Origin of the sequence: Synechococcus sp. YX-04-1 (genome assembly GCF_030546365.1) — a bacterium.
Taxonomy (GTDB): domain Bacteria; phylum Cyanobacteriota; class Cyanobacteriia; order PCC-6307; family Cyanobiaceae; genus Parasynechococcus.
Genome location: NZ_JAUONZ010000003.1, coordinates 54,777 through 73,971, shown reverse-complemented (window position 1 = coordinate 73,971; position 19,195 = coordinate 54,777). Strand labels below are relative to the sequence as shown.

Here is a 19,195-nt window from a genome sequence, read left to right as displayed (position 1 = left end):
CTTTAAAAGGGTGGGTCTGATGTGTATAAAGCATTGGCTTGATCCAAGGGCCAGCGGGCCGCAACTCCCGATTCAAGAGAGGTGGAAGCCGTGTTCTGGCCCAGACGCATCAAGGCCGCAGCTCCGATCATTGCAGCGTTGTCGGTGCAGAAGGCCAGAGGAGCGATGGAGACTGCTATGCCCCGCTGTTTCCCCTGTTCGAGCATGCATTGGCGCAAACGACGGTTCGCAGCGACACCACCGACCATCACCAGTTGCTGAACACCATGGTCTTCAGCACAGCGGAGGCTGCGTTCCACCAGAACATCAGCCACTACCTGTTCGAAACTGGCGGCCAGATCGGCAAGAGGCAGCGGATCGCTGGTCTGCCGCAGTGTTTCCACGGTGCGGAGCATGGCTGTCTTCAGACCACTGAAGGAAAAGTCGTAGGGGTGAAACCCACCGCCCGGCAATGAAATTCGCCCCTTGGGCAGGCGGAAGCGCGTTGCCTCACCCGTTTCGGCAACAGCCTGGATGGCAGGGCCTCCGGGGTATCCCAGACCGAGCAGGCGCGCCACCTTGTCGAAAGCTTCTCCAGCGGCATCGTCATGGCTTCGGCCTAGACGCGTCATCGCCCCGTCGTCAGCCACCAGGATCAGCTCGGTGTGGCCCCCACTCACCAGCAGCACCAAATAAGGCGCTTGCGGTTGAGCATCTCCAAGCATCACCGAGGCCAGATGGCCTTCCAGATGATGGATGCCGAGGAAGGGGCGCTGATGCAGCGCGGCAAGGGTGCGGCCGGTCACCGAGGCCACCATCAGAGCCCCGGCCAGGCCTGGAGTGATCGTTGCCGCTATGGCATCCAGCTGCCCCAAAGCGACACCCGCCTTATTGACAACGGCCTCCACCAGCCCAGGCACGGCCTCGACGTGACGACGCGAGGCGATTTCAGGCACCACACCACCCCAACGGGCATGCTCCTCGACCTGGGACGCAATCCGCGACGCCAGAACGTCGATTCGTCCATCAGCGTGACGGAGTAGGACCGCAGCCGCAGACTCGTCACAACTTGTTTCGAGGGCAAGCACTGCATGCATCGGAGCGATGCGCCTCTCCTACTCTCCTGCTTGTGACATCTTGCCCTTTCGGGGCACCGTTCAGAGGAATCGTTCCGATGCGTCGTCTCTTCGCCGTCGTGCTTTCAGCACTCCTGGTGTTCGGCTTCGCCCCCGTCGCCAAGGCGGATGTGGCTGGCCTCACACCCTGCTCTGAAAGCGCCCGTTTCCAGCAGCGTGCCGCTGCCGCTACAACGCCTCAGGCCAAAGCCCGCTTCGAGATGTACAGCCAGGCCTCTTGTGGTGAGGATGGCCTTCCCCACCTGATCGTGGACGGCCGCTGGAGTCATGCCGGAGATTTTGTCTATCCCGGGATCATGTTCCTGTACATCACCGGTTGCATCGGCTGGGCCGGTCGTGAGTACCTGAAAGCAACCCGCGGCAAGAATGCTGCCCAGTACGAAATTTTCATCGATCGCAGCATTGCCTTCAAGAGCCTTCTGGCTGCCGCCACCTGGCCGCTCGCTGCATTCGGTGAATTCACCAGCGGCAAGCTGCTCGAAGACGACAGCAAGGTGACTGTTTCACCGCGCTGATTCATACGACTTCAACCATTGCTCCCTCAACAATGAACAAGTTTCTGACCGCAGCTCCAGTGGTTGCAGCCATCTGGTTCACCGCCACCGCCGGCATTCTGATCGAGTGGAACCGCTTCTTCCCCGATCTTCTCTTCCACCCGATGTGAACCACGGGTTGATCAATTTCAGATAAGGGAACCTTCGGGTTCCCTTTTTTTGTGCCTGCACCGCGTTGCCAAGATCAGCTCCGCGTTATCCCAGCCCCATCAGCATCTCCACCTGGTTCAACGCTGATTCGAGATCGTCGTTGATCACGACGGCATCGAATTCATCTTGAGCCTCGAGTTCCTCACGAGCGCGAGTCAAGCGGCGCTGAATGGCGTCCTCGGAATCGGTACCGCGCCCCCGGATCCGGCGCTCCAATTCCTCAAAGCTTGGGGGAGCCAGAAAAATCTGAAACCCATCCGGGAAACTGCGACGCACTTGGCGGGAACCTTCCAACTCAATCTCCAAAAGCACGGGGCGCCCCGCCGCCATTTGTTGCTCAGCAGGACCGCGGGGAGTGCCGTAGCAATTCCCTGCGAATTCCGCCCACTCCAGAAAACCTCCCTGCTCCACCAAGGCCTCAAACCCCGCACGGCTGTGAAAGAAGTAGTTGATGCCGTCCTGCTCCCCCTGGCGCGGAGAACGGGTGGTGGCAGACACCGACAGCCAAATCTGGGGATGGCGCTCCAGCAGCTGGTTCACCAGGGTTCCCTTGCCGACTCCACTGGGACCGGTGATCAAGGTGAGCTTTCCACTGGTGGACATCGCGGCGTCTGCGTGGGTCAGCAGAGTAGGAAGCCCCAACGCTCCGCCCGGTGCTCCAGGTGATCGCCTCCACCAGCCTGCAGCCAATGGATCTCACTACGCTTCGCGCGGTGCTCTGGAATCTGCGTCCAAAGCTGGTGCCAAGCCGTTTCGAAAAGGCACAACAACCGGACCCAGCAACGATTCAACTGGGATGCCGCAGCCTCAAGGGGATGGTGTGGCTGGAACTGAGTTGGCAAGCCGAAGCACCTCGACTGGTGGAGGTCAACCCTCCCCCGCGCAGCGGCAGCGGCAGCACCTTCGCGCAACAGTTGCAACACAGCCTCCGCCAGCTGGCTCTTGTGGAGCTTCACCAGAGCGGCTTTGAACGGGTGGTGGAATTCCGGTTTGCCCAACGCCCTGGGGAACCGATCCAGCGGGTGCTCGTGTTGGAGCTGATGGGACGGCACAGCAACCTCCTGCTCCTCGATGAGCAGCGCCGCATCATTGCTCTGGGGCGCCAGGTCCGGGACCATCAGTCCCGCGTGCGCCCTCTCTCCACCGGTGATTCCTACAGCCAACCCCCGATGCTTCAGGGGTTGGCACCGGATCGAACGGAGGGCTTTGAACGCTGGAAGGAGCGGCTCTCTCTCGTCCCGATCCCGCTGCGCAAGGCCTTTCAGCAGACCTATCAGGGGATCAGCCCAGCCCTCGCTGGACAGCTCGCCGGAGACCATGTGAACACCCCGGTGGACAGCCTGGATGCCAGCCAGTGGAGCCACCTCTTTGAGCGATGGTCTCTCTGGTTGGACCAACTCGAGAGCGAACAGTTCGCCCTCGTGGTGGAGAACGACGGTCGTTACCGGGTCTGGGGATCTCCCCGTAATGAAGTGCATCCACAACCCTCTCTGGCGCTCACGCTGGGATCCCTGCACCAGCAATGCCAAGAGCAACGGGCCCTGGCACGGGTCAACCATGACCTGCGTCAACGCCTGGAGCGTTGGCGCAGCAAAGAACAGGCCGCCCAGGAGGACCAACGTCAGCGCCTGAACGCCACCGACGGGCACGGGGCCCTTCAACGCCAGGCGGATGCTCTCCTTTGCATTGGCAACCCAAGCCGCGACCAGGTCGATGAAGCCCAGTCGCTCTATCGCCGGGCCAAAAAACTACGGAGATCGCGCCCGATCCTCGAGCAGCGGCTGAAGCACCATCAGCGACGTCTTGAGCTGATCAACGAGAGCGAAACCTTCATCGAGGATCAACTGAGCGCAACCTGGCAGGACTGCCCAGCACGCCTCTCCGCCCTCAATGATCTGCGGGAGGAACTCGATGAGCTGCTGCAGCCAAAAGAACGCCGTCGCAGCACAAGACAGCAGCGTCAAAGGGACCAGCCCAATCCGCTGGAACTGAACACTCCGGGAGGTCTCAAGGTTCAGGTGGGGCGGAACCACCGCCAGAACGACTGGATCTCGCTGCGCCAGGCCCGCAGTGGTGACCTCTGGTTTCACGCCCAGGAATGCCCAGGGAGTCATGTGGTGTTGAAGAGCTCCAATGGGCTGGCCGAGGAATCCGACCTGGCAATGGCAACAGACCTGGCGGCCTATTTCAGTCGCGCTCGGGGCAACACGCGGGTGGCAGTGGTGATGGTGCCCACCGATCAGCTGCAGCGAATTCCCGGTGCAGGACCGGGCACCGTGCGCCATGGACCAGCTGAAATCCGCTGGGGGGATCCCCAGGGCGCGGAAGAGCGGCTGCTTGCCCCTAGCCTGAACCCACACTCGGGCTGACCTGTTGCGCCGCCCGACCTGCGTCCGTGTCTGAGCGCCCCGAAGGTCCCCCAGCTCTGCAACCACCACCACCCATTCGCATTGGGCGGGCACCTGGCGATGCCGATTTACCCAATGAGGTGGAGATGCCTCTGGTGGATCACCTTGAGGAATTGCGCCAACGGGTTCTGCGCAGCTTGCTGGCCGTTGTCATTGCAGCGCTGACCTGTCTGCTGGGAGTCAAACCGCTGGTGCGCCTGCTGGAAGCGCCAGCCAGTGGCATTCATTTCCTTCAACTCGCGCCGGGCGAGTTTTTATTCGTCTCGCTGAAGGTTGCCGGCTACGCCGGACTCACCCTGGCCCTGCCCTATGTGCTGTTTCAGATCCTGGCCTTCGTGCTGCCGGGCCTGACGATCCGCGAACGACGCCTGATTGCCCCTGCCGTCGCCGGCTCCGCGGTCCTGTTCATGGTGGGCCTGGCCTTTGCCTGGTGGGCCCTAGTGCCAGCCGCCCTGCGTTTTCTGGTGAGCTACGGCGCCGATGTGGTGGAGCCGCTTTGGTCGATCGAGCGCTATCTGGATTTTGTTCTGCTGCTGATGCTGGCCACCGGGCTGGCGTTTCAGCTTCCTGTGCTGCAGCTGCTCCTCGGGGCTCTGGGGCTTGTGCGCTGGAGGCCGATGCTGGGAGCCTGGCGCTGGGTTGTGCTGGGTTCAGCCCTGGCTGGAGCCGTGCTGACGCCATCCACCGATCCGATCACAATGCTGCTGCTGGCTGGAGCCATCACGGCACTGTTTTTAATTGGCGTCGGCCTGGTGGCTCTGACCGAATCGTTCAGACCAGAAACTCCTTGATCAGCGTTTCCGCCTCCGGCCCCGTCGCTTCCAGCGGAAGACTCAACGCCTTGCCCAGACGCGGTTTGTCACGGGTGGAACCAAGCCATTGGCGCACCTGACCCGCCAAACCAAGACGATTCACAACATCCAGCACCTCACCGAGATGCTGCCGATAGGCCTCAAGGTCCATCGGAAACGACTGTTGCTCGAGATAGGCCCACATCACCTGGAGGTACAAACGACGGCGTCGCACCACCAGCTGAAGGTCGTAAGTCGCCCGCCAGCGCTGGCGTAGACAGGCAATCACCTCGTCGACGCTGAGCGGCGGCTCGGGCACGGCGTTGGCGATTTCAAGCACAGAAGCAGTAGCGGCAGGAGCAGGAAGACGCCTGTCGTTGCAAAGCTTGACAGGCACTTAAGCATCCATAATGGTCGCCAATCCGAGCTGGATGAACGTCCGCCATGACACAACTCTCCTCGAGCGATGTGCCCGGAATGGGTCGTCGGCAGTTCATGAATCTGCTGACGTTCGGCTCCGTCACTGGTGTGGCCCTGGGAGCCCTCTACCCGGTGGCGAATTACTTCATCCCCCCCAAGGCAGCCGGCAGCGGCGGTGGCACCAGTGCCAAGGATGAGCTGGGCAACCCGATCACAGCCAGCGGTTGGCTCTCCAGCCACCCCGAGGGCGATCGCAGCCTGGTGCAGGGCCTCAAGGGTGATCCCACCTATCTGATCGTTGAAGGCGAAGACGCCATTGGCAGCTACGGCATCAACGCCATCTGCACCCACCTCGGTTGCGTCGTTCCCTGGAACAGCGGTGCCAACAAGTTCATGTGCCCTTGCCATGGCAGTCAGTACGACGCCACCGGCAAGGTGGTCCGTGGACCTGCCCCTCTCTCCCTGGCCCTGGCCAACGTCAGCGTGGAGAACGACAACGTGTTCATGAGCCAGTGGACCGAGACCGACTTCAGAACTGGTGATAAGCCCTGGTGGGCCTGATCTTTCCCTTCCCTACGCCTGAATTCCCTCACCGTCCCATGCGTCGTCACCTCTCCCTCCTCCTTGGATCGCTAGTCATTGGACTGGCTCTGCTGATTGCCCCGGCTGCCAGCTGGGCCTACCCCTTCTGGGCTCAACAGAACTACGACAGCCCCCGGGAAGCCACAGGCAAGATTGTTTGTGCGAACTGCCACCTGGCCAAAAAGCTGACCCAGGCTGAAGTTCCCCAATCGGTGCTCCCCGACAGCGTCTTCACCGCCAGCGTCAAGGTTCCCTACGAGAAGGGTCTTCAGGAGATCGGAGCTGACGGCAGCGACGTGGGTATGCAGGTGGGCGCTGTCGTGATGCTTCCCGATGGCTTCACCCTGGCTCCTCAGGACCGCTGGACCGAGGAGATCAAGGAAGAGACGGAAGGCGTCTACTTCACCCAGTACAGCGACGACCAGCCGAACATCCTGCTGGTGGGACCGATTCCTGGTGACGAACACCAAGAGATCGTCTTCCCTGTTCTGTCCCCTGATCCCGCCAACGACAGCAACATCCACTTCGGCAAGTACCAGATCCACGTGGGTGGCAATCGCGGCCGTGGCCAGGTGTATCCCACCGGTGAGAAGAGCAACAACACCGTCTACACGGCTCCGGCCAGCGGAACCATTGCCTCCATCGAGCCCGGTGACAACGGCGCCAGCGTGGTCAGCATCAAAGCTGCTGACGGCAACAGCGTGACTGAGACCATTCCAGTTGGTCCTGAAGTGCTGGTCAGTGTTGGTGACAGCATCGAAGCCGGTGCTGCCCTGACCAACGACCCCAACGTGGGTGGCTTCGGCCAGGTGGACGCGGAAATTGTTCTGCAGAACCCCGTTCGTATCTATGGCTTGCTCGCCTTCTTCGCTGCCGTGGCTCTGGCTCAGATCATGTTGGTGTTGAAGAAGAGGCAGATCGAAAAAGTTCAGGCAGCTGAGGGCGTCTGATCGCTATGGCTGTTGAAGCCCTGTTTCCCCTGGCGACCTTCCAGTCGCCAGGGGAATTTTTGCCTCTTACCGAAAGCTGGTTCCTTCCCCTGCGTTGGTACGGGCTGCTGATTGCAACAGCCGTCTTGATTGGACTGAACCTCTCCAGCCGCCTGGCCAAGCTTCGACAGCTGGAGAACGGCCTGATCAGCGATCTGCTGCCCTTGCTGGTGCTGTTTGCCGTCATCGGAGCACGGATCTACTACGTGGCCTTCGAGTGGCACAACTACGCCTCAAACCCGCTCAAGGCCCTGGCCATCTGGGAAGGAGGGATCGCTATCCACGGTGCTTTGCTGGCGGGAACAATCACCCTGATCCTGTTCTGCCGCTGGCGTCGGCAACCCTTCTGGGATGTTCTGGACGTTCTGGTTCCTTCCGTGGCCTTGGGACAGGCCATCGGTCGCTGGGGGAATTTCTTCAATTCAGAGGCCTTTGGGGTTCCGACTGATCTGCCGTGGAAGCTGTTCATCCCGGCGCAGAGCCGGCCGGTGGTTTACAGCACGTCGGAGTTTTTCCACCCGACGTTTCTGTATGAATCCATTTGGAACCTGCTGCTCTTCGCAGTTCTGCTGCTGCTCTTTCGCCGCGGGCTGAAAGCTCCTGGGAAGCTCCCATCGGGCGTCATGAGTTGCGTGTATCTGGTGGGGTACAGCCTCGGCCGTGTCTGGATCGAAGGTCTGCGCATTGATCCTCTCTGCATCGGTTCGCTTCCACCGGCTTGCGAAGGGGGAATCCGCATCGCCCAATTGATGAGTTGCACCTTGGTCGCGCTGGGCATGATCGGGCTTTGGTGGCTATACGGACGAAAGCGACCCTTGCCTGATCCATCAGGCCAACGCAGTTGAGTCAAGTTGTCAGTTTCGTCGGCGCAGGCCCGGGTGCCCCAGACCTGCTCACCCTTCGCGCAGCTGAACGTCTTAAAAAGGCCGATGTGCTGATCTGGACGGATTCCCTGGTCTGTCCAGCCATCGCAGATCTGGCTCCGGCTGATTGCGAACGGATCCGCACCAGCACGACCACGCTCGAAGACCTGATCCCGTTGCTGATCGATCGACACCGCCAGGGCAAACGGGTGGTGCGACTCCACGACGGAGACACGGCGCTCTACAGCGCCATCAACGAACAGATCTGCGCCTTAAACGACGCCAAAATCCCCGTGGAAGTAATCCCCGGGATCAGCGCTTACCAAGCGGCAGCCGCCGGACTGGCCAGCGAACTCACCCTTCCAGGCGTGGTGCAGACCATTGTTCTCAGTCGCGCTGGAGGTCGCACCGGCGTGCCGGAACGGGAACAGCTGGATCGGCTGGCCGCCCTGCGCGCCAGCCTTTGCATCTATTTGAGTGCACGACACGTTGAAGAGGTGCAAACCACCCTTCTGGAGCACTATCCCGCCGACACGCCAGTAGCCATCGGACATCGGGTGAGCTGGCCCGATCAGATGCTCACAGTGGTTCCTCTCAAGGAGATGGCTGCGGTCAGTCGGGAACGGAATCTGATTCGAACAACGCTCTACGTAGTCAGTCCGGCCCTCGCCGGTGGTCCTCAACGCTCACGCCTTTACTCGCCTGACCACGACCACCTGTTCCGTCCGAAAGCCCAATAGGCAGTGGTTTAGGATCGACTTGTGCGGGCGATTAGCACAGTGGTAGCGCACTTCCTTCACACGGAAGGGGTCACTGGTTCGAATCCAGTATCGCCCATATTTTTTGGTGGCACTTAATCCTTCGGCGTTCATCAAGGGCTGACTGCACTGTGGAATGGGCCTAGGTTCAGCCCTGAGCTAGGTCGACTTACTCATTGATGAACGAGCGGAGTCTTGCGGACGACCAAGGCAAAGCCACGGGCCTTGTAGAGGCAGGGCGACAGTTGGCCGAGGCACGGGCTGCAGCGGGCCTGACCCAGAACCAGCTCGCCGGCCAGATGCACATGGGCGAGGAGCAACTCGCAGCACTGGAACGCGGCGATCAAGCCGAACTTCCTGAACCCGTGTTCATCAAGGCCATGGTGCGCCGGCTCAGCTCCCATCTGGGTTTGGATGCTGACGCCATGGTTCAGACCCTCGGTCCCCTCACCACCAACCAGCCCAAACGGGCGACTCCCGGGGCAACAACGCGGGGCATCACCCCTCAGAAACAAAGAACAGTTCATCCGCTTCCCCTTTTGGCCCTAGCCGGGCTTGCTGGGCTTGGCTTTTTTGTGTGGAACAACTCCTCCGAGTTGACGCGCTTCGCACAAGGGTTGAGGCCTACCAATCAAACCCTTGAACCAAGCGAGGCAGACCTCGAGGTGGCCGAGGTTGTAGAGGAGCTCGATGCTCTCATCGCTCCAGCTCCACCCACCGCAGAGCTGGGACTCACGATCAGCAGCAGCGAACCCAGCTGGATCGCCTTGCGGCGTGAGGGAATTGTGGAATTCGAAGGGCTCCTGAATGGTGAGCGCAGGATCGAAAATCCCGATCTGGTGGAGATCTACGCAGGCCGGCCTGATCTGGTCCAGCTGAGTTACCCCGACGCAGAGACACGAACCCTTGGCGCCGTGAACGACATCCGCTGGATCCCTCTCAACCCTGAACGCTGACGCGCAGATCCACCCCGACAGCCTCCTTCACCACCTCAGCGCAGCTTTCCAAGCTCCATTGCTCAAGGCTGACGTTCTGGTTGACCCGCTCAGGGACGATTTCCAGCTCAAGAGTTCCCTTCACCGCATGAATGCGGAGTGCTGAAATCACCGGTTCAGGCCTGCGATCCAGGGCCGCGGCCAAGCGCAGCAGCAGGGCCATCTGATGAACGCAACGACGGTTTTCTCGGGTGGCCACAAGCTGCCAAGACTCATGGCGTTTCTTCGGCAAGCTGCGGCGGTGATAGCGAGCAATCGCCGCCACCATCAGATGCTCCGCTTCGGAATAGCCCAGAAGCTCACCATGACGAATCAAGTACCAAGTGTGCTTGTGGTAAGCGCTGATGTTGATGTGCTGGCCAGAGGAATGGAGCATGGCGGCAGCCCAAAGCAGTTCGCGACCTTCGCCGCTGTCGTCATGCATCACTCCTCGCGTTGCGTCGTAGAGGCTTAGGGCATGGCTGGCGACCCGTTCAGCCCTGATCTGATTCACCGCAAAACGCTGAACCTGATGAATCACGGTGCGTTGCCTGATGCTGCTCTGAAAGCTGAAGCGGTCTTCCAGAAGCCCCTGGCGAAGCATCCAATCAACAATCAGACCTTCCCTGAGCGCACGCTCACTCAGCACCAAGTCCTCGACTCCCAGCATCTTCATGGTGGTTTGCAGGATCAGCGCGCCGGGAACAATGATTTCGGCCCGACGGTCATTGATCGGAGCCAACTCCCTCCGCTGAGCAGGGGTCATCGTGATCAGACGATCGACCACCTGGTCCAGGCGCTGCCGGGTGACGCGGTACCCATGCAATTTGCGGGGTGGACGCTCCTCTTCACTCGCAGCCAGTGAGCCAATCGCCATGGCCGTGCCGCTGGTGGCCACCAACACAGGAGTTTCACCGGGTTTGATCCTGCGACGCACTTTGTCGACCGCAGGTTCAAGCGACCCCTGAATGAAAGCCTGCAGAAACGATCGCCGTTGGGGGGGCATCGGATCATCCCGAACAAAGTCCCGCTGGAGGCGCACGGCCCCCACACGGGTGCTGGTGAGGGCGCGGGCATCACGACCATCGGCAAGGATCAGCTCCGTGGAGCCACCGCCGATGTCGAGCAGAAGATGAGGACGATCTCCAAACGGCATTCCTGAGAGGACACCCAGGTAGATCAGCCGGGCCTCCTCGGGGCCGCTGACCAAATCCACCTCCATCCCCAGATCGTCGAGAATGGTCTGGAGGAAATCGCGACCATTGGGCGCTTCACGAACGGCACTCGTCGCGGCCGTCACGATCTGCTCAACCCGATGACTGGCGGCAATATCTCTGAACTGGCGGAGAGTTTCCAGCCCCCGTTGCATCGCTGCCGATGTCAGCTCACCGGTCTCGGGATCACGCTCCCCAAGACGCGTGGTGGCCTTTTCGGCCTGGATGATCCGAAACGTGCGCAGCTTCGGATCAACGGCTGCCACCAGAAGATGAAAGGAATTGGTGCCGATGTCGATGGCGGCGATCCGGCGCAGATCAGGATTCGCTGCCTGAGGCACGCCGTTTTTCTGTTCCGTTGGCTGGGCTGGGGCCTTGGCATCCAGCATCAACGTCAGAGCGGCAATGGAATCCACTCTGCCACTGACAGCCGAGGCCATCAGGCCCTGACTAGGGTTCTTCAAATCCCGTTGATTGTGATCAGCAGCTCTGCACGTCTTCAGCCCTGGATCGAACTGCTCCGCTGGAACAAACCCACCGGCCGGCTGATTCTGCTGATCCCAGCAGGCTGGGCCCTCTGGCTGAATCCAACCGCTCCTCCAAGTGTTGTGCTGATCCTGCAGATCCTGCTGGGGGGCATGGCAGTAAGCGGTGCGGGCTGCATCGCCAATGACCTGTGGGACCAGCGGTTCGACGGCAAGGTGGAACGCACAAAACGTCGCCCTCTGGCCAGGGGTGCGCTGCAGCGAGGACCAGCCTTCGCTTTGCTGCTGACCTTGCTGGTCCTCAGCCTGGCTGTCGTGCTGAGTCTTCCGGCCGCCAGCCTCAGGCTCTGTCTCACGTTGGCCTGCACGGCCGTGCTGCCGATCCTCGGGTATCCATCAGCGAAGCGATGGTTCGCCTTCCCCCAAGTCATCCTGGCGCTGTGCTGGGGCTTCGCAGTGCTGATCCCCTGGGCCGCTGCGACGGCCTCCTTGAGCTGGAGTCCTGCCCTGGTGTGCAGTTGGCTGGCAACCGTGGTCTGGACCTTTGGTTTCGACACGGTCTATGCCATGGCCGATCGAGGTGACGATGCCAGCCTCGGCCTGCGCAGCAGCGCCTTGAGCCTCGGATCCCGCGTGGTGCCTGTGGTGCGGGGCTGCTACCTCGTGACAGCCATCACACTTGCCATTGCGGCCTGGACGGCTCAGATCGCAGCCCCCTTCTGGCCTCTCTGGTTGCTTGCCACAGTCTTCATGCAGTTCAGCTGCAACCCCTTAAACAAGCAAGATGCCTCCATGGGCACCTACGGGAAGCACTTTGCCCAACAGGTGCAGGCAGGGACGCTGCTCTGGCTCGGCCTGGTTCTGGCCAGGGGGTTGGGAGCCTAATGCGCATCACCCCGGCTCCACCGCTCCGGACTGGAGACCGTGTGGCCTGCGTGGCCGCCAGTTCAGCCCTTCAAGACGACATCAAGCTGCAACAGGGCATTGCTGTTTTGCAGAGCTGGGGGCTGGATGTTCAACCCCAGGCCTTGGCCACCCGACGTTGGGGCTACTTCGCAGGGCGCGATGACGCGCGCCACGCCGATCTGCATCCGGCCGAACCCGCAGCGCTGCTCGCCTGTGCCCGCGGTGGATGGGGGGCTGCTCGGCTGCTTGAGCAGCCCATCCGCTGGCAAAGCGGCTGGCTGCTGGGCTTTTCCGACGTGACAGCTCTGCTCTGGGCCCGCCAAGCAGCAGGTTTTTCAGGGGGGATCCATGGCCCCTTGCTCACCACGCTTGCGGAGGAGCCGCAATGGAGCCGAGACCGCTTGCGCAACCTGCTCTTCGGCAACGCCGTCCCCGACCTGCAAGGTCGTGGTGGCGGCGGCGGTGTGGGGAGAGGTCCCCTGCTCGCGGCCAATCTGACCGTGGCCACCCACCTGTTGGGAAGCCGGTTCGTCCCTCCCCTCAAAGGAGCCGTTCTGGTGCTGGAGGACGTGGGCGAAGCCCCCTACCGCATTGATCGGATGCTGACTCAGTGGAGGCTGAATGGCAGTTTGCAGGGCTTGGCGGGTCTGGCATTTGGCAATTTCGAGGAGTGCGCCGACGAAACCAGAGACGCCTCCGAAAGCTTCAACCTTGAGCAGGTTCTTGAGGAGCGCACGGCCGATCTCGGCATTCCCAGGGTGATGGACCTACCCGTTGGTCACCGATCCGGCAACGCAGCCCTGCCCATAGGAGCAATGGCACGCCTCGACGGGCAAAGCGGCCGGCTCAGCCTGCTGACCTGAGGGCAAGCACCGCCTCCGCCACGGTGAGGTCAAAAGGCGTGGTGACCTTGATGTTGGCGGGGCCGGCATCCAAGACCTGCACAGGCCAACCCAGACGCTCGTACAACGACGCATCGTCGGTGACCATCCAGCCCTGGGCAACCGCCTCAGCGTGGCCGCGACGCAGCTGATCAACGGCAAAGCCCTGAGGCGTCTGCGCCGCCCAAAGTTCCGATCGATCCGGTGTATCGCGAATCAAACCGTCGGATCCCACACGCTTGATCGTGTCGCTAACCGGCGTTGCAGCAATCAGCGCCGTGCCGTCCTCCACCACAGCTGCACAGCGATCAAACAACTCCGGTTCAGCAAGACAACGGGCGCCGTCATGAATCAAGACGTGGCGGGCCTGCTCCGGCAACCCCGCCAGACCACAAAGCACCGACTCCTGCCGCGTGCTGCCGCCCTGGATCCAGTGCACCGGCTTGCTGGGTGCGTCCAGCACCGCAAGGATGGCCTCTCGATCGACCTCCTGGCCGACGATCCCAATCCATTCAATCCGTTGAGACCGCAGGGCCGCCTCGAGGGTCCAGGCAATGACGGGACGTCCGGCCAATGGCAGCAGCAGCTTGTTGCGATCTGCACCCATGCGCCGACCGCTTCCCGCCGCAGCAATCAACAGATGCACAAGCGACTCCTGCCCCGGACAGGCGTAAACGACCTCCATACAATCAGCTCGCACCATGGATGGCGGCGCTTCATGCGAGTTCTTGCCCTGAGCCCGGGTTCGCTCGAAGACCAGATGGACCGTCTACCGGCTCTGGCCGACATCTGCCAGAAACTCAACGCCACACTGCAGGTGGCCTGTGACCCCCAGCAGGCAGCTCCATGGAAGCTTCTGCCGTGCCTGGAGAAGCTGTTGCCGTTCAGCTTCGAGGCCAACCCCACGCTTGCGGACTGGGCCAACCTGCTCGGCTGTGTGCGCGAACCCGATTTTCAAATCTGCATCAACTTCGCTGAAGGACAACAGGTGAACCTGATGCTGTCGATGAGCCATATCCCCAAACGGTTGGCAGTTGAGGGATTTGCCTGCACCGACCAGGTCAGCCTCGGCCCCGGCTGGACGGCGCAGCGTCTCAACCCTTTTCTCCAATCCCTAGGGCTTGAACTCGATGCGGATCAGTTCCGCCTGCCCGTGGCGGCAGAGGTTCTTGATGAAGCCCGTGAAGCACTACCCAGCGGTGACGGCCCCCTACTGCTGATGTCTCCATCCGGCCAGGGGGATGACTGGCCTGCAGCGGAGTGGCACAAGCTGCCTGAGACGATCAAAACCCGCCTACCGGCGCTGCGCAGCATGGTGCTGCCAGCGGAGCTCAGCCTTTCAAAGCGCGCGGCACTGGTGGCCAATGCCGATGTCGTGCTCAGCAGCTGCCCGGTGTCCCAGCGCCTAGCGGCCTATTGCGGCACCCCCCTGGTTGCCCTCGGAGCAGAGGCCGCAGACCTTCCCGAGCGTCAGGAGATCCGCTGCCTCGGTTGCCCGCAGGAGCTCGCCACGCTTCAGAGCAGTGATGTTCTGAAGGCCCTCGGTTTTTAAAGGACGTTCCCATGAGGCGGCGCCGAGCCAGGGGACAGCTGAAGTTGATCACAGCTCCATGGCGGGGGCCCATCAGCGCCCTCAGTGCCGTGATCTTCGCTGGTGCCATCGGTTATCGGATCACGGAGGGATGGAACTGGGGCGATTGCCTCTGGATGGTGCTGATCACCATCAGCACCATCGGCTTTGGAGAAGTCGCCCCCCTTTCACCTCCAGGCCGCCTGGTCACCGTCTTGATCGTGGTGGGTGGCTTGGTGGTTGTGCAACTGGCCATCCAACGCGTTCTTGGGCTGAAAGAGTCGGGATATTTCCGCAGACTGAGGGAATTCCGCTTTCTCCGCATGCTGGAAGGCTTGCACGACCACGTGATTCTTTGCGGCTACGGACGAATCGGACAGGAGATTGCCGCCCAACTGCAACGGGACGCGGTGCCACTCGTCGTGATCGAAACCGATCCAGAACGACGAGCCGTGGCAGACGAAAATGGCCTTTGGGTGCTTCAAGCCGATGCAACCCTCGATGAAACCTTGCTGGACGCAGGTCTCGAACGCTGCTGCAGCCTCGTGGCAGCCCTTCCCAGCGATGCATCCAATCTCTACGTAATCCTCAGCGCCAAAGACCTAAGACCGGAGTGCCGCTTGATTGCACGCGCCAACAGCGATGAAGCCGCCTCAAAGCTGCGGCTGGCCGGCGCGACGGTTGTGGTCAGTCCCTATGTGGCCGGTGGTCGGGTGATGGCCGCTTCGGCACTGCGACCTCTGGCCCTCAACTTCATGGAGCTGTTGGCGGGTTCCGACTATGAAATTGAGGAATTCCAGCTGAGTCACGACCCTTTGCACCTGATGGAGATCCGCGGGCGGAGCCTGGCGGAACTGGAGCTTGGCCGTCGCAGCGGGGCCATGGTGCTGGCGATCCGTGAGAACGGAAAGTTGATCGCTAATCCAGGCGGCGACACCCAGATGGCACCGGGGCAACTCCTGATCGTGCTGGGAAGCAAAACCCAACTCGCCACCTTTCAGTCGTTGCTTGGGGAGGCCGTCGACACGGTTGAGACCATGCCAGGTTGAGCTTGATGACGACGGCTCCGTACGATCCTTCGATCAACGGTGCCTAAATGTCTCCCAGCGCTTCTCTTGCCGGACAGACCGCCCTGGTGACGGGAGGAGGGCGCGGCATCGGCCGGGCCATCGCCCTGGCCCTTGGCGAAGCGGGTGCAGAAGTGGTTGTGAACTACTCCAATTCCGCCGCTGCAGCAGATGAAGTGGTCGCTGCCATCGCCGCGGCAGGGGGGAAGGCCTACGCCCTGCAAGCCAACGTGTCGGTCGAGACCGAGGTTGATGGCCTGATCAAGACGGTGCTGGAGCGCAGCGGCCGTCTTGATGTGTTGGTGAACAACGCAGGCATCACGCGGGACGGCCTGCTGATGCGAATGAAAACCGACGATTGGCAATCGGTGATCGACCTCAACCTCAGTGGAGTGTTCCTCTGCACGCGAGCGGTGGCACGCCCGATGCTGAAGCAGAAGAGTGGTCGGATCATCAACATCACCTCCGTTGTGGGACTGATGGGCAACGCAGGACAGGCCAACTACGCCGCCGCCAAAGCTGGCGTTATCGGTCTCACCCGCAGCACCGCCAAAGAGCTTGCCAGCCGTGGCATCACCGTGAACGCCGTGGCTCCAGGTTTCATCGCGACGGATATGACCAAAGGCCTCGATGCTGAGGCCATCCTCAAAGACATCCCCTTGGGAACCTTTGGCACCCAGGAGCAGGTGGCCGGTGCCGTGCGCTTCCTTGCAGCCGACCCGGCCGCGGCTTACATCACAGGTCAGGTGCTGCAGGTGGATGGCGGCATGGTGATGGCCTGACCCCAGGATTACGAATCAAGGGGTTGAGCCAGCTCATCCCGCAGGCGGCGGATGCGCTGGAGCAGGCGTAGCCGACGGCTGCGGGCGGTGGCGGTGAGAAAGATGCGCAGGGGCACGTAAACCAGGGCCATCGAACCGGCCAGCCCCGCCATCAGAACAAAGAAGAGCGCTCCAGATTCACCCATAACCGGACCCTAATCAGTTCATTTCAGAGCGGCATCCGAGCTGCTGCAACCATTCGGCTTTCCCCACCGCAAGGCCTCTCCACGAGCGCCGCATCGCTGTGGGACAGTGACCAACGGCGTGCCCGCGACTATGGCCAAACTCCTTTCTTTCTCTGACGAATCCCGCAGCGCCCTGGAGCGGGGTGTTGATGCACTCGCCGATGCGGTGCGCGTCACGATCGGCCCCAAGGGTCGCAACGTTGTGCTCGAAAAGAAATTCGGCGCACCCGACATCGTCAACGACGGCGACTCGATCGCCCGTGAAATCGAACTGGACGACCCGTTCGAGAACCTGGGCGCCAAGCTGATGCAGCAGGTCTCCGCGAAGACCAAGGACAAGGCCGGAGACGGCACCACGACAGCAACCGTTTTGGCTCAGGCCATGGTGCGTGAAGGTCTGCGCAACACCGCTGCTGGCGCGAGTCCTGTGGAACTCCGCCGAGGCATGGAGAAGGCCGCTGCACAGATTGTTGCGGGGCTGGGGGAGCGGAGCCAGGCCGTCGCCGGCGATGCCATTCGTCAGGTGGCCACAGTGAGCTCCGGGGGTGACGACGAAGTAGGACGGATGATCGCCGAGGCGATGGACAAGGTGAGCACCGATGGGGTGATCACAGTTGAGGAATCGAAGTCTCTGGCCACGGAACTTGAAATCACTGAAGGCATGGCCTTCGACCGGGGCTACAGCTCCCCCTACTTCGTCACAGATGCCGACCGTCAGGTATGTGAATTTGAAAACCCACTGATCCTGCTGACGGATCGCAAGATCAGCACGATCACAGATCTGGTCCCTGTGCTGGAAACCATTCAGAAGAGTGGTTCTCCCCTGCTGATCCTTTCTGAGGAAGTGGAAGGCGAAGCCCTGGCCACCCTGGTGATGAACAAGAGCCGTGGGGTTCTGCAGGTGGCCGCTGTTCGCGCACCCTCATTTGGCGAACGCCGCAAGGCCGCCCTTGCCGATATCGCCATCCTCACCGGCGGCACGCTGATCAGCGAAGACAAGGCGATGACCCTCGACAAAGTGACCCTCGAGGATCTCGGCAAAGCGCGCCGCGTCACCATCAGCAAGGAGAACACCACGATTGTCGCCACCGACGACCATCGCCAGGCGGTGAGCGAGCGCGTTGGTGCGATCCGACGTGAGCTGGAGGCCACCGAATCCGATTACGACCGCGAAAAACTTCAAGAGCGGATCGCCAAGCTGGCCGGCGGCGTGGCTGTGATCAAGGTCGGTGCACCGACGGAAACGGAACTGAAAAACCGCAAACTGCGGATCGAAGATGCCCTGAATGCCACCCGTGCAGCCATCGAGGAGGGCATCGTTGCCGGCGGCGGCAGCACCTTGCTGCAACTCTCCGACAGCCTGGATGCGTTGGCCGCATCCCTCAACGGCGACCAACGCACCGGCGTGGAGATCGTGCAGCGGGCACTGACGGCGCCGATTCATCAGATCGCCACCAATGCCGGTCAGAACGGTGACGTTGTGATTGCTGGCATGCGTAGCAGCGGCCAGGGATTCAATGCCCTCAGTGGTGCCTATGAAGACCTGATGGCTGCTGGCATCGTTGATGCCGCCAAGGTGGTGCGCTTGGCCGTGCAGGATTCGATTTCGATCGCTTCTCTCCTGATCACGACCGAAGTTGTGATCGCCGACAAGCCAGAACCCCCTGCACCGGCTCCCGCCGGAGACGGAGACCCCATGGGTGGCATGGGCGGAATGGGTGGTATGGGCATGCCCGGAATGGGTGGTATGGGCATGCCCGGAATGATGTGATCAGCTGATCATTCCCTGGCGATAGGCGATCACCTGGAGATCCACTCCGGTGATCGCCGTCCCCACCACAACTGTGTCTGCTCCGGCCTGCAATGCCAACCGTGCATCCACTGGAGAAGCAATTCCCCCCTCACAGATCAGACGAACCGAGGTGGGAAGTTCAGCGCGAAGTTGGGGGAGCAGATCAAATGCGGGGGGGCGCTGCTGCGCCGTGTCTTCCGTGTAGCCATAGAGCGTGGTCCCAACCCAGTCACAACCGAGATCGGCTGCGCGCAAGCCATTCTCCAGCGAATCCACATCGGCCATCAAGGGGGCCTTCAGCTCATCACGGGTGCGCTGAATCAACGCGGCCAGGTCCTGCCCCGCAGGACGCGGACGGGCTGTGGCATCGATCGCGATCACATCGGCCCCCGCAGACCACACAGCCTGAATTTCTTTCCAGCCCGGGGTGATGTACACCGAGCTGTCTGGGAACGTGCATTTCCAGAGGCCAATGATCAAGGCATCCGGACAGCGCCGACGCACAGCACCGATGTGTTCAGGGCTTTCCAAGCGCACACCCGCAGCCCCATTGCGCAGGGCGGCATCCGCCATGGCAGCAATCACATCGGGATCGCGCATCGGCGAACCCAGGGGTGCCTGCACCGAAACGATCAGCCCCTGATCCAGGGATTCAGGGTTCGAAATCATG

General features: G+C 61.6%; 22 protein-coding genes and 1 tRNA gene. 16 read left to right on the top strand and 7 right to left on the bottom strand.

Going from position 1 to position 19,195, the window contains the following annotated elements; genetic code table 11:
• Window positions 1-2 precede the first annotated feature (2 nt).
• The gene (tsaD, locus tag Q3Y53_RS06475) at window positions 3-1,076 is read right to left on the bottom strand and encodes a tRNA (adenosine(37)-N6)-threonylcarbamoyltransferase complex transferase subunit TsaD (protein WP_303534279.1); all 1,074 of its coding nucleotides are present in this window, start codon (window positions 1,074-1,076) and stop codon (window positions 3-5) included.
• A gap of 77 nt (window positions 1,077-1,153) precedes the next feature.
• Here tsaD and Q3Y53_RS06470 point away from each other — a divergent pair, with 77 nt between their 5' ends.
• Together Q3Y53_RS06470 and psaJ are read left to right on the top strand one after the other, a co-directional pair.
• Window positions 1,154-1,630, top strand: a complete 477-nt coding sequence (locus tag Q3Y53_RS06470; protein ID WP_226425942.1) for a Photosystem I reaction center subunit III — start codon at window positions 1,154-1,156, stop codon at window positions 1,628-1,630.
• 32 nt (window positions 1,631-1,662) lie between these two features.
• The gene (gene psaJ, locus Q3Y53_RS06465) at window positions 1,663-1,779 is read left to right on the top strand and encodes a photosystem I reaction center subunit IX (protein ID WP_006850741.1); all 117 of its coding nucleotides are present in this window, start codon (window positions 1,663-1,665) and stop codon (window positions 1,777-1,779) included.
• Between the two features lie 85 nt (window positions 1,780-1,864).
• Here the strand turns inward: psaJ and gmk are convergent, their stop codons facing one another.
• Complete coding sequence (gene gmk / locus Q3Y53_RS06460) at window positions 1,865-2,422, bottom strand: guanylate kinase (RefSeq protein WP_303534266.1); 558 nt, start codon at window positions 2,420-2,422, stop codon at window positions 1,865-1,867.
• Between the two features lie 86 nt (window positions 2,423-2,508).
• Between gmk and Q3Y53_RS06455 the strand changes: the two genes are divergently transcribed.
• Together Q3Y53_RS06455 and tatC are read left to right on the top strand one after the other, a co-directional pair.
• Window positions 2,509-4,188, top strand: coding sequence for an NFACT family protein (locus Q3Y53_RS06455; protein WP_303534794.1), 1,680 nt, complete (start codon window positions 2,509-2,511; stop codon window positions 4,186-4,188).
• A gap of 125 nt (window positions 4,189-4,313) precedes the next feature.
• A complete protein-coding gene (gene tatC, locus Q3Y53_RS06450) occupies window positions 4,314-5,018 on the top strand; it encodes a twin-arginine translocase subunit TatC (RefSeq protein WP_226426027.1) in 705 nt (234 codons plus the stop codon).
• Here tatC and Q3Y53_RS06445 read toward each other — a convergent pair.
• Entirely contained in the window at window positions 4,999-5,415 is a 417-nt protein-coding gene (locus tag Q3Y53_RS06445) for a DUF3067 family protein (protein ID WP_303534262.1), read from the bottom strand. The genes tatC and Q3Y53_RS06445 overlap by 20 nt on opposite strands.
• A gap of 47 nt (window positions 5,416-5,462) precedes the next feature.
• Here Q3Y53_RS06445 and petC point away from each other — a divergent pair, with 47 nt between their 5' ends.
• The 6 genes from petC to Q3Y53_RS06415 all read left to right on the top strand — a co-directional run bounded on the left by petC (window position 5,463) and on the right by Q3Y53_RS06415 (window position 9,586).
• Window positions 5,463-5,999, top strand: a complete 537-nt coding sequence (gene petC / locus Q3Y53_RS06440; RefSeq protein ID WP_226401539.1) for a cytochrome b6-f complex iron-sulfur subunit — start codon at window positions 5,463-5,465, stop codon at window positions 5,997-5,999.
• A 38-nt stretch (window positions 6,000-6,037) separates the two neighbouring features.
• The gene (gene petA / locus Q3Y53_RS06435) at window positions 6,038-6,970 is read left to right on the top strand and encodes a cytochrome f (protein ID WP_303534792.1); all 933 of its coding nucleotides are present in this window, start codon (window positions 6,038-6,040) and stop codon (window positions 6,968-6,970) included.
• Window positions 6,971-6,975: 5 nt separating this feature from the next.
• Window positions 6,976-7,854, top strand: coding sequence for a prolipoprotein diacylglyceryl transferase (lgt, locus tag Q3Y53_RS06430; RefSeq protein WP_303534255.1), 879 nt, complete (start codon window positions 6,976-6,978; stop codon window positions 7,852-7,854).
• On the top strand, window positions 7,851-8,612 hold the full coding sequence (gene cobM / locus Q3Y53_RS06425) for a precorrin-4 C(11)-methyltransferase (RefSeq protein ID WP_303534253.1): 762 nt from the start codon (window positions 7,851-7,853) through the stop codon (window positions 8,610-8,612). The genes lgt and cobM overlap by 4 nt, the downstream gene beginning before the upstream one ends.
• 25 nt (window positions 8,613-8,637) lie before the next feature.
• Window positions 8,638-8,709: transfer RNA gene (locus tag Q3Y53_RS06420), tRNA-Val, on the top strand.
• A gap of 100 nt (window positions 8,710-8,809) precedes the next feature.
• Window positions 8,810-9,586 carry a RodZ family helix-turn-helix domain-containing protein gene (locus Q3Y53_RS06415; RefSeq protein WP_303534251.1) on the top strand — a complete coding sequence of 259 codons (777 nt, stop codon included), beginning with the start codon at window positions 8,810-8,812 and terminating at the stop codon, window positions 9,584-9,586.
• Here Q3Y53_RS06415 and Q3Y53_RS06410 read toward each other — a convergent pair.
• Entirely contained in the window at window positions 9,570-11,258 is a 1,689-nt protein-coding gene (locus tag Q3Y53_RS06410; protein ID WP_303534248.1) for a Ppx/GppA phosphatase family protein, read from the bottom strand. The two genes, Q3Y53_RS06415 and Q3Y53_RS06410, sit on opposite strands and share 17 nt — an antisense overlap.
• 36 nt (window positions 11,259-11,294) lie before the next feature.
• On the opposite strand from Q3Y53_RS06410, the gene Q3Y53_RS06405 reads away from it, so the two are divergent.
• Window positions 11,295-12,188 (top strand): 4-hydroxybenzoate polyprenyltransferase, encoded by an 894-nt coding sequence (locus Q3Y53_RS06405; RefSeq protein WP_303534245.1) that lies wholly within the window; start codon window positions 11,295-11,297, stop codon window positions 12,186-12,188.
• Window positions 12,188-13,072: an LD-carboxypeptidase gene (locus tag Q3Y53_RS06400; RefSeq protein ID WP_226425934.1), complete on the top strand. Its 885-nt coding sequence runs from the start codon at window positions 12,188-12,190 to the stop codon at window positions 13,070-13,072. The genes Q3Y53_RS06405 and Q3Y53_RS06400 overlap by 1 nt, the downstream gene beginning before the upstream one ends.
• On the opposite strand, the gene ispD is transcribed toward Q3Y53_RS06400, so the two are convergent.
• On the bottom strand, window positions 13,056-13,736 hold the full coding sequence (gene ispD, locus Q3Y53_RS06395) for a 2-C-methyl-D-erythritol 4-phosphate cytidylyltransferase (protein WP_303534790.1): 681 nt from the start codon (window positions 13,734-13,736) through the stop codon (window positions 13,056-13,058). The two genes, Q3Y53_RS06400 and ispD, sit on opposite strands and share 17 nt — an antisense overlap.
• Before the next feature lie 72 nt (window positions 13,737-13,808).
• Between ispD and Q3Y53_RS06390 the strand changes: the two genes are divergently transcribed.
• Genes Q3Y53_RS06390 through fabG form a run of 3 tightly spaced genes read left to right on the top strand, consistent with a single transcriptional unit; the run spans window position 13,809 to window position 16,509 of the window.
• The gene (locus Q3Y53_RS06390; RefSeq protein ID WP_303534243.1) at window positions 13,809-14,642 is read left to right on the top strand and encodes a glycosyltransferase family 9 protein; all 834 of its coding nucleotides are present in this window, start codon (window positions 13,809-13,811) and stop codon (window positions 14,640-14,642) included.
• 11 nt (window positions 14,643-14,653) lie between these two features.
• Window positions 14,654-15,709 (top strand): TrkA family potassium uptake protein, encoded by a 1,056-nt coding sequence (locus Q3Y53_RS06385; protein ID WP_303534240.1) that lies wholly within the window; start codon window positions 14,654-14,656, stop codon window positions 15,707-15,709.
• 47 nt (window positions 15,710-15,756) lie between these two features.
• A complete protein-coding gene (gene fabG, locus Q3Y53_RS06380; RefSeq protein WP_303534237.1) occupies window positions 15,757-16,509 on the top strand; it encodes a 3-oxoacyl-[acyl-carrier-protein] reductase in 753 nt (250 codons plus the stop codon).
• A gap of 8 nt (window positions 16,510-16,517) precedes the next feature.
• Here the strand turns inward: fabG and Q3Y53_RS06375 are convergent, their stop codons facing one another.
• A complete protein-coding gene (locus Q3Y53_RS06375; protein WP_006850012.1) occupies window positions 16,518-16,694 on the bottom strand; it encodes a hypothetical protein in 177 nt (58 codons plus the stop codon).
• Window positions 16,695-16,824: 130 nt separating this feature from the next.
• Here Q3Y53_RS06375 and groL point away from each other — a divergent pair, with 130 nt between their 5' ends.
• Window positions 16,825-18,504, top strand: coding sequence for a chaperonin GroEL (groL, locus tag Q3Y53_RS06370; RefSeq protein ID WP_303534230.1), 1,680 nt, complete (start codon window positions 16,825-16,827; stop codon window positions 18,502-18,504).
• Here the strand turns inward: groL and Q3Y53_RS06365 are convergent, their stop codons facing one another.
• The gene (locus tag Q3Y53_RS06365; protein WP_303534226.1) at window positions 18,505-19,194 is read right to left on the bottom strand and encodes an N-acetylmannosamine-6-phosphate 2-epimerase; all 690 of its coding nucleotides are present in this window, start codon (window positions 19,192-19,194) and stop codon (window positions 18,505-18,507) included.
• Window position 19,195: the final 1 nt, after the last annotated feature.